Source organism: Bacillus sp. NTK071, assembly GCF_017303315.1.
In the GTDB taxonomy this organism is placed as follows: domain Bacteria; phylum Bacillota; class Bacilli; order Bacillales; family Guptibacillaceae; genus Guptibacillus.
In genome coordinates, this window is record NZ_JAFKOI010000010.1 from 26,807 (window position 1) to 41,616 (window position 14,810).

Annotated in this window: 16 protein-coding genes and 1 tRNA gene; 14 read left to right on the forward strand and 3 right to left on the reverse strand. The window is 40.7% G+C overall.

What is annotated here, in order from left to right; genetic code table 11:
* Nucleotides 1-2: 2 nt before the first annotated feature.
* The 8 genes from JI666_RS14875 (at nucleotide 3) to JI666_RS14910 (ending at nucleotide 7,329) form a co-directional block, all read left to right on the forward strand.
* Nucleotides 3-140, forward strand: coding sequence for a hypothetical protein (locus tag JI666_RS14875; protein WP_206893410.1), 138 nt, complete (start codon nucleotides 3-5; stop codon nucleotides 138-140).
* A gap of 188 nt (nucleotides 141-328) precedes the next feature.
* Entirely contained in the window at nucleotides 329-1,930 is a 1,602-nt protein-coding gene (locus JI666_RS14880) for a tetratricopeptide repeat protein (RefSeq protein WP_206893220.1), read from the forward strand.
* 108 nt (nucleotides 1,931-2,038) lie between these two features.
* Nucleotides 2,039-2,989 (forward strand): thioredoxin-disulfide reductase, encoded by a 951-nt coding sequence (trxB, locus tag JI666_RS14885; protein ID WP_206893221.1) that lies wholly within the window; start codon nucleotides 2,039-2,041, stop codon nucleotides 2,987-2,989.
* Nucleotides 2,990-3,444: 455 nt separating this feature from the next.
* Nucleotides 3,445-3,909 carry an 8-oxo-dGTP diphosphatase gene (locus JI666_RS14890; RefSeq protein ID WP_206893223.1) on the forward strand — a complete coding sequence of 155 codons (465 nt, stop codon included), beginning with the start codon at nucleotides 3,445-3,447 and terminating at the stop codon, nucleotides 3,907-3,909.
* Between the two features lie 44 nt (nucleotides 3,910-3,953).
* Nucleotides 3,954-4,844: an RNase adapter RapZ gene (rapZ, locus tag JI666_RS14895; RefSeq protein WP_206893225.1), complete on the forward strand. Its 891-nt coding sequence runs from the start codon at nucleotides 3,954-3,956 to the stop codon at nucleotides 4,842-4,844.
* A 1-nt stretch (nucleotide 4,845) separates the two neighbouring features.
* Nucleotides 4,846-5,811 carry a gluconeogenesis morphogenetic factor MgfK gene (gene mgfK, locus JI666_RS14900; protein ID WP_136947100.1) on the forward strand — a complete coding sequence of 322 codons (966 nt, stop codon included), beginning with the start codon at nucleotides 4,846-4,848 and terminating at the stop codon, nucleotides 5,809-5,811.
* Nucleotides 5,812-5,857: 46 nt separating this feature from the next.
* Nucleotides 5,858-6,799, forward strand: a complete 942-nt coding sequence (gene whiA / locus JI666_RS14905) for a DNA-binding protein WhiA (RefSeq protein ID WP_206893236.1) — start codon at nucleotides 5,858-5,860, stop codon at nucleotides 6,797-6,799.
* A gap of 275 nt (nucleotides 6,800-7,074) precedes the next feature.
* Complete coding sequence (locus tag JI666_RS14910) at nucleotides 7,075-7,329, forward strand: HPr family phosphocarrier protein (RefSeq protein ID WP_136947102.1); 255 nt, start codon at nucleotides 7,075-7,077, stop codon at nucleotides 7,327-7,329.
* 319 nt (nucleotides 7,330-7,648) lie between these two features.
* Here the strand turns inward: JI666_RS14910 and clpP are convergent, their stop codons facing one another.
* Nucleotides 7,649-8,233 carry an ATP-dependent Clp endopeptidase proteolytic subunit ClpP gene (gene clpP / locus JI666_RS14915; RefSeq protein ID WP_048311741.1) on the reverse strand — a complete coding sequence of 195 codons (585 nt, stop codon included), beginning with the start codon at nucleotides 8,231-8,233 and terminating at the stop codon, nucleotides 7,649-7,651.
* A gap of 165 nt (nucleotides 8,234-8,398) precedes the next feature.
* Nucleotides 8,399-8,785 (reverse strand): YhjD family protein, encoded by a 387-nt coding sequence (locus JI666_RS14920; protein WP_524535771.1) that lies wholly within the window; start codon nucleotides 8,783-8,785, stop codon nucleotides 8,399-8,401.
* 179 nt (nucleotides 8,786-8,964) lie between these two features.
* Here JI666_RS14920 and JI666_RS14925 point away from each other — a divergent pair.
* A tRNA-Arg gene (locus tag JI666_RS14925) sits at nucleotides 8,965-9,043 on the forward strand.
* A gap of 91 nt (nucleotides 9,044-9,134) precedes the next feature.
* Here the strand turns inward: JI666_RS14925 and JI666_RS14930 are convergent.
* On the reverse strand, nucleotides 9,135-9,440 hold the full coding sequence (locus JI666_RS14930) for a hypothetical protein (RefSeq protein WP_206893240.1): 306 nt from the start codon (nucleotides 9,438-9,440) through the stop codon (nucleotides 9,135-9,137).
* A 190-nt stretch (nucleotides 9,441-9,630) separates the two neighbouring features.
* On the opposite strand from JI666_RS14930, the gene rpoN reads away from it, so the two are divergent.
* The 5 genes from rpoN to JI666_RS14955 all read left to right on the forward strand — a co-directional run bounded on the left by rpoN (nucleotide 9,631) and on the right by JI666_RS14955 (nucleotide 14,792).
* Nucleotides 9,631-10,926 carry an RNA polymerase factor sigma-54 gene (rpoN, locus tag JI666_RS14935; RefSeq protein ID WP_206893242.1) on the forward strand — a complete coding sequence of 432 codons (1,296 nt, stop codon included), beginning with the start codon at nucleotides 9,631-9,633 and terminating at the stop codon, nucleotides 10,924-10,926.
* Nucleotides 10,927-11,006: 80 nt separating this feature from the next.
* Entirely contained in the window at nucleotides 11,007-11,243 is a 237-nt protein-coding gene (locus tag JI666_RS14940; RefSeq protein ID WP_206893243.1) for a glutaredoxin family protein, read from the forward strand.
* 151 nt (nucleotides 11,244-11,394) lie between these two features.
* Nucleotides 11,395-12,423: a sugar-binding transcriptional regulator gene (locus JI666_RS14945; protein ID WP_206893244.1), complete on the forward strand. Its 1,029-nt coding sequence runs from the start codon at nucleotides 11,395-11,397 to the stop codon at nucleotides 12,421-12,423.
* A gap of 50 nt (nucleotides 12,424-12,473) precedes the next feature.
* Nucleotides 12,474-13,481, forward strand: a complete 1,008-nt coding sequence (gene gap, locus JI666_RS14950; RefSeq protein ID WP_206893246.1) for a type I glyceraldehyde-3-phosphate dehydrogenase — start codon at nucleotides 12,474-12,476, stop codon at nucleotides 13,479-13,481.
* Between the two features lie 126 nt (nucleotides 13,482-13,607).
* Nucleotides 13,608-14,792: a phosphoglycerate kinase gene (locus JI666_RS14955; RefSeq protein ID WP_206893247.1), complete on the forward strand. Its 1,185-nt coding sequence runs from the start codon at nucleotides 13,608-13,610 to the stop codon at nucleotides 14,790-14,792.
* Nucleotides 14,793-14,810 lie beyond the last annotated feature (18 nt).

Sequence of the window (14,810 nt, forward strand, 5' to 3'; positions counted from 1 at the left end):
TCATGTTTGTAGGTTTCATGTTTGTTGGGCTTGCAATTGGATTGTTTCTTGGCCAACCAGGACCCGGTGTGCTTCTTGGTATGGGAATAGGCTTCATTGTTCAAGAGATTATGAAGCGCAAAAAAGATATGTGGAAATAAAAACGAGCTTTCGAGCTCGTTTTTATTTTGCGATTGTTTATAAAATAGAATGGAAGTGTGACGCTTAACGCCCGATAAGGCAAGTTTTTCTACTTTTTTCTTTTAGGACTGGGAGTAGATGTATGTTATACTTTTGAACGGATATGACTGGTAGTAGAAATACTTTGATGAAATTAATGGGGGAAAACATGAGGAAACAACTTCATGCTTCTTCGGAAATGAAAGGCATGCTGATTCCGTTCGTACAGAGCGGAGATTATTTTTATAAAAAGGCAATGAGAGCCTATCAGCAACGAAACCTCGATAAAGCAAAACAGCACCTTGAGCGTGCTGTGAAACTTTCACCCGAAGAAGTCGATTATATATGTCAACTTGCAGCGGTCCTGTCGGAATTAGGTGAATATGAAGCATCAAACGAATGGCTGACATTCGTTCTAGATGATCTTGATCCTGAGTATTATGATTGCTATTTCTTTCTAGCAAATAATTACGCTCATATGGGTCTTTTTAAACAAACGGAAGAGAATGCACAAAAGTACCTTAACCATGAACCTGATGGTGAGTTTGTTGAAGATGCTGAAGAACTTGTTGACTTGATTTTATTTGAGAAATCTGAGGATTTACCTCAAGAACTGGGAGACGAAGAACAGCTCATTCTGGAGCATGAAGAAGCTCGGAAAGCGATCGAATCCGGACGTTTTTCTGAAGCGATTGACTTACTTGAGAATATGACTGAAGCATACGCTGAATTCTGGCCAGCTTATAATAATCTTGCTCTTGCGTATTTCTATGATGAGCAATATGAGGAAGCGATACGTGTCCTTGATCTCGTTCTTACGAAAAATGAAGGTAACTTAAATGCGGTTTGTAATCTTGCATTGTTCTATGATTTCCTTGGTCAACATGTAAAACGTGATCTTATGCTTGAGCGGTTAAAGAATGTCTATCCGATTCATCCGGATCATTCTTATAAGCTCGGTAGTACATTTGGATTTCTAGGTGAGCATGAACTAGCGTTTCACTGGCTTCGTAAAGTAGAAGTGACGCGTCATTCATGGGATGTTTCATTCTATCATTGGATGGCTGTCTCTTCGTTCCAACTTGGTCGTAAAGATCTCGCTAAGCGATACTGGAACAAGATGAAAGAAGTAGACCCATCTAATCAAATTGCCATTGTTCACCTTACTAAACTAGAAGATGGAACGTTAGAGAAAGATCGTGTCTCCTATCGAACGCAGGCAACATCTGAGGTTGAAGTGGAGAAAGAGGAAAAGCACGATTATCACGCTAGAATGACGCATCTTATGCTCCTTTATACGAGACGTGATCCAGAGAGTGCCTCTCTTCTTCAAACGTACTGCAAACGAAAGGACGAGCCCACTATTATTAAAGAGCTCTCAGCCTATATTGCATTAACACTATCAGGAGAACCCGTTCACGTTTTAACAGAAGACAATGAGTTTACCGTGAGTAACTATAACGACTTTCCAGAGCACGTTCTATCTGGAATGCGTGTTATCGCTGAACTTGAACAAGCCAACATTAGTGATTCCGAATTGCATGAGCTAATTGCAACGATTTGGCTACGCTGTTATGTTAAACTTTCAGAAAGCAAGCTGTCTTTCCAAAACGCGAAAGGAACAGCTGCAGCTATGCTGTACATGTGGAAGAAAACCAATGATTCGGATGTATCACAGACTGACGTGGCTAATACGTTCGGCGTATCCACCTCCACTGTCTATTCTTATCGCAAAAAGGTAACGAGTTTACTTGAGAGCGAAGAGCTCTGAGCAAACGGGTAGACATTTAAAGCACATTCAGCTATTATTTTAGACAAGAAACATTACTTTTTAATAATCAATATAAATAATTCATATAAATTAAAGGAAGTGAAGCAGATGACTGAAAAAATTTATGATGTCATTATTGTCGGTGCTGGTCCTGCAGGTATGACTGCAGCTGTATACACTTCTCGCGCAAATCTCGATGTTCTCATGATTGAACGCGGGATTCCGGGCGGACAAATGGCTAATACTGAAGATGTAGAAAACTACCCAGGGTTTGATCACATTCTAGGCCCTGATCTTTCAACTAAAATGTTTGAACACGCGAAAAAGTTTGGAGCTCAATACCAGTATGGTGATGTGAAAGAGATCCGTGATAACGGTGACTATAAAACAGTCGTTTCTGGTAATCAGGAGTTTCACGCAAAAGCAATTATCGTAACAAGCGGTGCAGAATACAAGAAAATCGGTGTACCTGGAGAAGCAGAGTACAGCGGTCGAGGCGTATCTTACTGTGCAGTTTGTGACGGTGCTTTCTTTAAGAACAAAGAACTTGTTGTTATCGGTGGGGGAGACTCTGCAGTTGAAGAAGGCGTCTATTTAACACGCTTTGCTTCTAAAGTAACAATTGTTCATAGACGCGATCAGCTTCGCGCACAGAAAATTCTCCAACAGCGTGCATTTGATAATGAGAAGATTGACTTCATCTGGAACCACACAGTTAAAGAAATTCTCGGTGAAAATGGTAAAGTCAGCAAAACACTTCTTGTTAACACAGAAACTGGTGAAGAACGTGAATTCAGCGCAGAAGGTGTGTTTATCTACATCGGCATGCTACCACTGAACCAAGCTGTTAGTGGCCTAGACATTACGAATGAAGAAGGATACATTGTAACGGACGAGAACATGGCAACAAAAGTTCCTGGAATTTTTGCAGCTGGTGACATCCGTGACAAAATGCTTCGTCAAATCGTAACGGCAACTGGTGACGGCAGCATCGCTGCACAATCTGTTCAGCACTATATCGAAACACTTCAAGATGCAGGAAAAGAAGCGGTGGTATAATAGCGAACAAAAGCAGAGTTTTGACAAAAACCGCGGGTGCCTGGCACCCGCGGTTTTTTTACGTCATTCTGTTTTAATTCTGCTGTAACAGCGGTGCAATGTAAGTGGGGTAAACTTGAATTAGATTTAACCCCCTTTAACATAGTTAGTCATTGCGCGGACATTTGCTCCGCGCTTTTTTTTGTACTTTAAAACACAATGGTTGTATACCTGACTTCGCTGATTGGAGCATCCAGGAGCGGAAATTCTCACATTCCTCTATCAACAATGCTTCCGAAAAAAGCGATTAAAAATGACGAAAATGACAGATTTTAAAACACTATCTTCTACCTTCCGAACCGCTCTCATTGTTCATGAACTTTAATCATAGTATACTATGATTAGAAAATCTTGAAGTCTGACGTTCGTTCAGGCTCTCGTAATAAAAATCGGATGACCGAATTGAGGTGACAATTGTGCAACGCGTAACAAACTGCATTTTAAACGATCAGGAAAATGATCGAGTACTTCTATTAAAAAAACCAAGACGCGGATGGTGGGTTGCACCAGGTGGAAAAATGGAGTCTGAAGAATCGATTCGTGATTCGGTGATTCGAGAATTTAGAGAAGAGACGGGAGTCTACCTAAAGAACCCGAAGCTGAAAGGTATCTTTACCTTCATTATTAAAGAAAATGACGTTACAAAATCAGAGTGGATGATGTTTACCTTCCTCGCAACTGAATACGATGGGGAATCGGTCAAGGAATCAGACGAAGGGAAAGTTTCATGGGTCGATACTAAGGAAGTGAGTGAGCTTCCAATGGCACCAGGTGATTATCATATTCTTGATTATATGTTAAAAGGGCACGGTATTATCTACGGCACATTTACTTATACACCTGACTTCAAACTACTTTCTTATAGGTTAGATCCGTCTTAAATAAACTGAAACAATAAGAGAACTTAAGAAATGGAGTGGGGAAAATGACCGAATCTAACGACAAACGCATTCATATGGTCATTATTACAGGGATGAGTGGTGCTGGTAAAACAGTTGCGATGCAATGTTTTGAGGACATCGGCTACTTCTGTATCGATAACTTACCACCTGCGCTTTTACCGAAGTTCGTTGAAATGGTCGACGGATCTGAGGGGAAGTTGAACAAAGTGGCACTTGTAATGGACCTTCGCGGTGGTGACTTTTTTGATCATCTAGTAGAAGCTGTTGATCACCTCGATACACATGATCGACTTGATGCTGAAATTCTCTATCTTGATTCAAAAGATTCAACACTAGTGCGACGCTACAAGGAAACACGACGATCTCACCCACTTGCCCCTGAAGGTTTACCACTTGAAGGAATCAAGAGAGAAAGAGAAATGCTTGAAGAGTTGAAGGGACGCTCTCAGCAAATTATTGATACGAGTGATATTAAACCGGTCCAGCTTAGGGAAAAAATTATGGATCGATTCTCTAATAACGAAAAAGAAAATTTTGGAGTTAATGTAATGTCATTTGGATTCAAGTACGGTATACCAATTGACGCCGATCTTGTCTTTGATATTCGCTTCCTTCCAAATCCGCATTATGTCGAGCATCTACGTCCAAAAACAGGAGTGGAAGAAGAAGTCGCGAATTATGTATTTAAGTGGAAGGAAACGCAAACATTTCTTGCTAAATTGATTGATATGCTAGCCTACATGCTTCCTCAATATAAGAGAGAAGGGAAAAGCCAATTAGTGATTGGAATTGGTTGTACAGGTGGTAAGCATCGATCTGTTGCATTTGCTGAACATATTGGAAAGCATTTCGAATCGGAGTACCGAACTAATATTACGCACAGGGATATTGAAAAAGGGAAGGGTCATAAATAATATGGATGACACTAATCTGCCAAAGGCTGTTGTCATTGGTGGAGGAACAGGGCTATCTGTACTTCTTCGCGGACTTAAAAAGTTTCCTGTAGACATTACTGCAATTGTCACGGTCGCAGATGACGGAGGAAGTTCAGGACGTTTGCGTGAAGAGTTTGATATTCCTCCGCCAGGCGATGTGCGAAACGTAATAACGGCTTTATCAGAGGTTGAACCTCTTCTAGAAGGACTTATGCAGCACCGCTTCAAAAATGGAAATGGTCTATCGGGGCATTCACTTGGCAATTTAATGCTCGCAGCCATGACTGATATTACTGGGGATTTTGTTCAGGGTGTGCGAGAAATGTGCCGTGTTCTGAACGTACGAGGTAAAGTACTTCCTGCCTCTAATCAAAGCGTTGTCCTACATGCTGAAATGGCTGACGGTACGTTTGTTAAAGGTGAATCTCAGATCCCAAAGATGAATAAAACAATTAAAAAAGTATTTCTCTCACCACCTGGTATTAAAGCTCTACCGGAATCCTTACAGGCGATTCGTGATGCTGATCTCATCGTACTTGGTCCTGGAAGTCTTTATACAAGCATCCTACCAAATTTACTTGTCCCTGGCGTTGCTCATGAAATTCAGCATGCAAAGGGAAGAAAAGTATACGTATGTAACGTGATGACACAGTTAGGTGAGACGGAAAATTATACGGCGAGTGACCACGTGCAGGCACTCATTGACCACATCGGTTATAAACTTATGGATACAATTATTGTTAACGAACAAATGATTCCATCTTTTTATGCAAAACGCTATGCACAAGAACGAGCAGAGGTTGTGCAATACGACGAAAATCGTCTAAAGAGCTTTGGTTTTGAAGTTATCAGTGATAAGATTATTCAATACGATGAGAAGTATGTACGCCATGATGCGAAGAAGATATCATCTATTCTTTTATCATTAATAAACGATAAAAAGTAAGGGTGAAGGGTCAGTGGGGCCCCTGCATGGAAAAGGGGGGATGGCAATGTCATTTGCTGCTGATACAAAGAAAGAATTAACACAGCTAGAAAGTAAGCCATGCTGTGCAAGATCAGAGCTAGCGGCGCTCATACGAATGAATGGATCCATATCGTTTGGTAATAAACAATTGATCCTGAACATTCCAACTGAACATGCTGCCATTGCAAGAAGGATCTATACGCTTATTAAACGAATCTACAATTATGATGTTGAATTGCTAGTCCGTAAGAAAATGAGACTAAAGAAGAACAATGTTTACATTGTTCGTGTTTCCGCCAAGGCGCGAGAATTACTTGAAGATCTTGGTATTATGGATAATGCATTTACTTTCACCAGAACAATTTCTACCGATTTCACGAAAAAATCTTGCTGTAAACGTTCTTATCTAAGAGGAGCATTTCTTGCAGGAGGTTCTATTAATCATCCGGAAACTTCCTATCATCTAGAAATTTTCTCTATGTATGAAGAGCATACAGAATCTCTTTGTAACTTAATGAATGAATTCGGATTAAATGCCAAGATGCTTGAAAGGAAAAAAGGCTACATTGTTTATATCAAAGAAGGCGAGAAAATCACAGAGTTTCTAAGTGTAGTAGGTGCCCATCAGGCGCTTCTCTATTTCGAGGACGTTCGCATTATGAAAGATATGCGTAACTCGGTTAATCGAATTGTGAATTGTGAAACTGCTAATTTGAACAAGACAGTCGGTGCAGCTTTTCGTCAGGTTGAAAACATCCGTTTCATTGAGAAAGAGGTTGGACTTGAGATTCTCCCTGATAAATTGAGGGAAATCGCTGTGCTTCGCGTAAAGCATCAGGATGTCACATTGAAAGAACTTGGTGAAATGGTAACTGGTGGAGCGATAAGTAAATCAGGCATCAATCATCGATTACGTAAGATTGACCAGATTGCCGATAAACTGCGATCAGGTAATCCTATTTCATAAACTAGCATTGGAAAAAGAAAAGCTTCCACCAGCAAATGGTGGAGAGCTGCTTTTTCTACTAATAAGTAAGTGAGAATCAGAAAAACGATGTTTTCCAGTTTGGAACAAACGTTTTTCTAACTTTTTCTGATTTTGAGATAGCGCTTACTTATTTAAATAATAAGAAAGTATTGAATTCAGTGATGTCTAGCTTTAGCGCTCAGGTAGGTTCCATATTGACTAAATGAGCACTGTCGCTTTTCTATCTCTGCTTTAATTAAGGGAGGAATGAAGAAGTGGTTCAAAAAGAAGTTGTTGTTACGTTAGATACAGGATTACAAGCACGCCCTGCAGCTCTATTCGTGCAGGAAGCAAATCGATTTAATTCGGACATTTTTCTTGAGAAAGATGGAAAGAAAGTAAATGCAAAAAGCATTATGGGTATCATGAGTCTAGCTGTTGGAACAGGTGCATCAGTTATATTAACAGTTGACGGCAATGATGAAGAAGATGCAATTTCTTCATTAATTGAATTCGTGCAAAAAGATTAGAATGACGTGGCTTCCGCTAAATCCTAGCAGGAGCCTTTTGTTTTGCTGATTTATTGTAGATGCGGATTCTTTCCGCTCCAGGGTGCTCGCTTTCCGCGGGGCGGGCGCTGAGCCTCCTCGGCGCACAAAAACATTGCGCCTGTGGGGTCTCACCTGTCCCGCTTATCCCGCAGGAGTCGAGCACCCTTCCGCTCCAATCAACTTTGTATCCTCTTATACAAAACCCAAATCAATAAATCCTTTAAAAAAGAACTTTTATTAAAATACAAACCAAAAACCGCCACTCCCTAATCGGAGAGGCGGTTTGGTTATTCGTGTATTAAGCTTTTTTCTCCATTACTTCGTCAATCAAGCCATATTCTTTCGCTTCATTTGCTTCCATGAAACGGTCACGATCTGTGTCGCGATCAATTGTTTCAAGTGGCTGACCAGTACGTTCAGCAAGAATCTTGTTAAGCTTTTCGCGCATTTGAATAATACGTTTTGCATGAATTTCAATATCTGATGCTTGACCCTGAGTACCGCCAAGTGGTTGGTGAATCATAACTTCACTGTTTGGAAGGGCATAACGCTTTCCTGGCTCACCAGCTGCAAGAAGGAATGCTCCCATAGAAGCTGCCATACCAATACAGATGGTAGAAACTTTTGGTTTAATGAACTGCATTGTATCGTAGATTGCCATTCCTGCTGTGATTGACCCACCAGGGCTGTTAATGTAAAGTGAAATATCTTTATCCGGATCTTCAGCTGCAAGGAAAAGTAGCTGTGCTACTACTGCGTTTGATACATTATCATCGATTGCAGTACCAAGCATGATGATGCGGTCTTTAAGAAGACGAGAGTAAATATCGTACGCTCTTTCACCGCGGTTTGTTTGTTCAATTACCGTTGGAATTAAAACCATTTTAAATTCCTCCCTTATTTTCATTAAATATGTAGTTGCTGTACGTTCATCATACCTAAAAGGTCAATATAGGTCAAATAAAGTGCTGTGGTATTTTTTGAAGGTAAGAATGGAATGTGTCTTCGTCCCATCCACCTACATCCATTTTCCCCGCATCCCCTTATTTTAAACGGATCGACTGTTCCTTTTTTGGATGCGACTATCCGCAAGAAAGTACGCTGCTATTCTTCTTTCTACCTGATTTCTTATTTGAACAGAAGTATAGCGGTATGTTTGATTATAACCCCGACAATACACTGTACAAACAACGATCTCATCTTTTGTATTCTCTATGTAAACCCGAATACCTTTTGAATGGAGAAGGGATTTTGATTGTTTTAAATCCTGAACGGCTATTGAGACGACATTACGTAGAAGTACCAAATAAGGCCGTGGGAGCTTCATATGAGAATGTGTAATCCACATCATATCGAGCTCCAGCACTTTTTTAAGGTAAGGGAGTATGAGGTAATTTCGTACAGCCTTAGTCTCTTCTTTACTTAATTGGAACATGAATGCCACCGCCTGTTGAGAACATATGTTTGGTTTAACTTTACTATGAGACGTTGGAGACGTCAAGAAGCAGAAAAGAAATTTCGGATATTTGCATCATTGATTACGTTTATGATGGTAAAAAATCACCTTGCAAATAAGATGGTCATCACGTATAATAATCCTTGCGCTAAACATACGCGCCCGTAGCTCAGTCGGATAGAGCGGTGGTTTCCGGTACCGCGTCAGTCGGGGGTTCGAATCCCTCCGGGCGCACCAACTACATAATTTCCAATCCCTCTCGCAATGGCGAGGGGGATTTTTAGTTACAAAAAAAGAAGAGTAGAACTCGTCCACTCTTTAGAATCAGTTATGGTTTTCTAACAGGCTTATTTTTGTGATCTTTTGGTCCTTGTTCTTTTTGTTCTTTGTTGCTTGCTCCAATCATCGTATTCTTGAAGCCCGAGTGCACTCCAGTAGCACTTAGTCCAAGCCATAATCCTATTAAAAAGGCTTTTTTGAAATCCTCCGGGTCAACGTAGATATAGCTCAATACAATCCCTATTACTATTGAAAGCACTGGTAGAAACCTAGTTGGAAACCCCATGATCTTGAAGAGTTGTACAACCCCGATGATGACTGGAAGCAAAGCAATTCCATCTACAGTAATATCCATGGTATTTGCCTCCTTTATCTCTCTATAAGACAGTTTATGTAGAAAAATGACAGTGGTTTGGGCAAAATCCTTATTCTAATAATAATTCTTGTCGCATAAGGTGGTTAAATGACTGAATATTCAGGTCATTATCATTTTTCCCATACCATAAGCTGAAATATTATAGTATGATGAAGTTGGAGGGATTGCGATGGAATTAGGATTGATTCAAAAGCAAACAACGAAACTAGTCATGACAACCCAGTTGCATCAGGCAATTTCAATACTACAATATTCTACAGCTGAATTACTGGAGTATGTGAAAGAACAGGCTCTTGAAAATCCTCTTATTGAATTGCAATCTTCATCATGGGAAGGTGGCGTTCGTTCTTCGAAACGCACTTATGATGGGGAGACCAAGAAAGATCCACTTGAGTATGCGGAATCAAGAAAAAGCTTGCAGGATGAGCTTCACGAACAGGCTAGATGTTTGAAGCTTTCACTAAAGATAGAGAGGCTTGTTCATTACCTAATTGATAATGTTGATGATGCTGGTTATTTAAGGTTAAATGAATTTGAAATGATGTCCTTACTCCATGTAAAGAAAGAAGAAATAGACGAAGCGGTTCAACATGTTCAGCTTCTTGATCCCATAGGTATCGGCGCACGTTCTCTTTCGGAATGTCTTTACCTTCAGCTTAATGAAACTAATTCATTACATGAGCTAGCTCGAGAACTAGTGCAAGAGAATTTGAAAGCGCTAGCAGAGAAGAAGTTTAGAGATCTTGCTAAAGAGTACAATGTATCCGCTTTAGAAATACAGCGTGCGGCTGACCTCATTGCAACACTCGATCCTCGACCAGGAGCAAAGTGGGCTGTTGAGAGGCCTTCTTACGTTGTTCCTGATGTAATGATTGAAGAAAAGAACGGTACATTTACAATCACTTTATTGGATGATGAGTTACCTACAATGAAGGTAAGTAACGATTATAAATCGTTTAAAACAATTGAAGCAGCTGAATATTTAAAAGATAAGTACCAGCAGGTCAACTGGTTGTTAAAAAGCATCGAGCAAAGAAAGCAGACACTTCGCGCGATCATGAAGGTATTTATTCTTCATCAGCAAGGCTTCTTGAAATACGGAATAGGTGATCTCGCTCCTTTAACATTGAAAGAAGTGGCGATAGAAGCGAATGTTCATGAGTCTACGGTAAGTCGAGCAATCAAAAGCAAATATGTCCAAACTCCTCAAGGTTTGTTTGCACTAAAAGATTTATTTACCTCTAGACTTTCGAGTGACTCATTAGAAGGTGCTTCTTCTTCCAGTGTGAAGTTATTCATTAAAGAGCTTGTTGAGAACGAAAGTAAGCTAAAGCCTCTGTCCGATCAAAAGATAGTAGAAGCTCTCCATATCCAGAAGGGAGTGGAGGTATCGAGGCGAACAATTGCAAAGTACCGAGATGAACTTAACATAGTAAGTTCTTCAAAACGAAAGAGATTTGTCTAACAGCTGCAGAGGCAGCTGATTTTTTTTTGCTTAGAATTCTTACATTCAGTAAACTAGAACAATGACGGGAGGTTTAGTAAATGGGAAAATCGGTTATTTTGTATACGAAGGAGACATGCCCACTTTGTAATGAAGCTTATTACCTTCTCCAAGATCTCCAAGAAGAAGTGGACTTTTCCTTGAAAACGGTAGATATTTATCAAGATGAGGCGCTTTTGGAAAAGTTTATGGTGATGATCCCGGTTGTTGAAATAGACGGAGAAGTAGTGGATTATGGGCGATTATCAAAAATTTCGCTAAGAAAACGCTTACTTTAAAATTTTCAGTATAACATAGTTGCCCATGCTTTTGGCAACTGCTACAATGAAAATTGTAAGAAGTTCTTTTTTGATCCAGGTGGGACTAAAAATGTCTAAGCGGGACATAATACGTCTCAGGAAAAGAAAAGAATCACAGGGGAGACGAATTATGCGCTCATTATTGTCACTTCAACAAAAACTATTGCCAGACATGCTGGAAGTTATGAATAAGCGCTATAGGGTATTGAGACAGTTAAGACTGATGCAACCAATAGGTAGGCGCAGTCTTGCGAATAGCCTCGATATAACCGAGAGGATTCTTAGAAGTGAAGTTACTTTCTTGAAAGATCAAGGGTTGCTTGAGATGTCTATTCAAGGCATGCATTTGACCGAGGAAGGTGAACAGCTTCTAATGGAATTGGAACCGGTAATGAATGAGGTATCCGGTCTCGATAACCTTGAGGAACGCTTGAAAGAAAAGCTTAACATTCCAGAAGTATTTATTGTTCCTGGTGATAGCGATGTTACTCCCTGGGTAAAGAAAGAAATGGGTAGAGCCGCAGTGGGACGCTTGAAAAAGTTTCAGCTTACAAGTAGAGTGATTGCTGTAACAGGCGGTACCACACTCGCTGGTGTAGCCGACATGATGATCCCTTCTTCTGATATGGAAGGAACACTGTTTGTACCAGCCCGCGGAGGACTGGGTGAACAGGTTGAGAATCAGGCTAACACCATCTGCGCGAAAATGGCGCGGAAAGCCCATACTGATTATCGTTTACTTCATGTGCCAGATCAATTGAGTGAAGAGGCTTACCAATCTTTAATCGAAGAACCGGGCGTAAAAGAATTACTTGAAATTATCAAGTCAGCCGGTATTGTGATTCATGGGATTGGAGAAGCTAAAACAATGGCCGAGAGGCGTAAATCCACGCTTGATGTGATTGACAAAATCAAGCAGGAAGACGCTGTCGCTGAAGCGTTCGGGTATTACTTCAATCAGTCAGGAGAAGTTGTTCATAAAGTGAAGACAATTGGACTTCAGCTCGAAGATTTGGAACGAAGTGAACTGGTCATTGCGGTAGCCGGCGGCCGTTCGAAAGCGAAAGCGATCGAAGCCTATCTTAAGACTGGCATTCAAAGCATCCTTGTCACTGATGAAGGTGCCGCAAAAGCGTTACTAGAGGGTACATCCCTTTAATAAATAAAACACACCTCGGGAAACGAGGAAATTCAAGGAGGAACTACACAATGGCAACAAAAGTAGGTATTAACGGTTTTGGACGTATTGGACGTAATGTATTCCGTGCAGCATTAAACAACCCTGGTGTTGATATCGTAGCTGTAAACGATCTTACAGATGCAAACATGCTTGCACATCTTCTTAAATATGATTCCGTACACGGAGAACTTAATGTAGAAGTAGAAGTTAACGGCGACAACCTTGTAGTTAACGGAACTGAAATTACTGTTCTTTCTGAGCGCGACCCAGCACAACTTGGATGGGGAGACCTTGGTGTTGAAGTGGTTATCGAATCAACTGGACGTTTCACAAACCGTGAAGACGCTGCGAAGCACCTTGAAGCAGGAGCTAAGAAAGTTGTTATCTCCGCACCAGCTAAAGACGAAGATATCACAGTTGTTCTTGGTGTTAACGAAGACAAGTACGATGCAGCTAGCCACCACGTAATCTCAAATGCATCATGTACGACAAACTGTCTTGCACCAGTTGCTAAAGTATTGAACGACAAGTTCGGTATTAAGCGTGGTCTAATGACTACAACTCACTCATATACAAACGATCAGCAAATTCTTGATCTTCCACATAAAGACTACCGTCGTGCACGTGCGGCAGCTGAAAACATCATTCCAACTTCTACAGGCGCTGCTAAAGCAGTATCTCTTGTACTTCCAGAGCTTGATGGTAAGTTGAATGGTATGGCTATGCGTGTACCTACTCCAAACGTATCAATCGTTGACCTTGTAGCTGAACTTGATGCAGATGTATCTGTTGACGAAGTAAACGCTGCTCTTAAAGAAGCTGCTGAAGGCGATCTTAAAGGATACCTTGGTTACAGCGACGAGCCACTAGTTTCAAAAGACTATAACGGTAACCCTAATTCTTCAATCGTAGATGGTCTTTCTACAATGGGTATCGATGGTAACATGGTTAAAGTTATCTCTTGGTATGACAACGAGTGGGGTTATTCTAACCGCGTTGTAGACCTAGTCGACTACATTGCTGCAAAAGGGCTATAATAAGAATTGTTAATAGAGGAGGAGGAAGTCTTGAGCCTTCCTCCTTTTCCATGTATTTTAATTAGCTCCATTTAAAAGGTGGAGAGATTTACCTTTTATTATTTTTTGCAGAGGAGGACACGCGAGATGAACAAAAAATCGATTCGCGACGTCGAATTAAAAGGCAAAAAGGTATTTTGCCGCGTAGATTTCAATGTACCTATGGAAGATGGCAAGGTAACAGATGAAACACGCATTAAAGCAGCACTTCCTACGATTCAGCATTTGTCTGATCAAGGGGCAAAAGTAATCCTTGCAAGTCATCTGGGTCGTCCAAAAGGTGAAGCTGTTGATGAGTTACGTCTTGATCCGGTTGCAGACCGCTTGAGTGATCTCATTGGCAAAACCGTTACAAAAACAGACGCTGTCTATGGTGAAGAAGTAGACCGTGCTATTGAAGACCTTCAAGAAGGCGATCTTCTTCTTATTGAGAATGTTCGTTTTGAAGCTGGAGAAGAGAAAAATGATGAAGAACTTGCGAAGAAATTTGCTGCAATGGCAGATCTCTATGTAAACGATGCTTTTGGAGCTGCACACCGTGCTCATGCTTCAACAGAAGGTATTGCTCATCATATTCCTGCTGTAGCTGGTTTCTTGATGGAGAAAGAGCTTGAAGTTCTTGGAAGTGCTCTAACAGAACCTTCTCGCCCATTTACAGCTATTGTTGGTGGAGCGAAAGTAAAAGACAAAATCGGTGTAATTGATCACCTACTTGATAAAGTAGATAACTTGATCATTGGCGGCGGTCTTGCTTATACATTTGTGAAAGCTCTTGGACATGAAGTTGGTTTGTCTCTTCTTGAAGAAGACAAAATCGATCTTGCTAAATCCTTCATGGACAAAGCAAAAGAAAAAGGCGTTAATTTCTACATGCCACAAGACGTAGTAATTGGCGACGATTTTTCAAATGATGCAAACACGAAAGTAGTATCCATTGAAGAAATTCCTTCCGATTGGGAAGCACTTGATATCGGACCGAAAACGAGAGAAACGTACAGCAAAGTGATTGCTGACTCTAAGCTCGTGATCTGGAACGGACCAATGGGTGTATTTGAACTAGAAGTTTACGCTAATGGTACAAAAGCTGTAGCTGAAGCTCTAGCAAATGCAAATGACACGTACTCTGTTATTGGCGGAGGAGATTCCGCAGCAGCTGTAGAGAAATTCGGATATGCTGATCAAATGAGCCATATTTCTACTGGTGGCGGTGCATCTCTTGAATTCATGGAAGGTAAAGAACTTCCTGGCGTTGTCGCACTTAACGACAAGTAAAATACTTATGTTTAATTC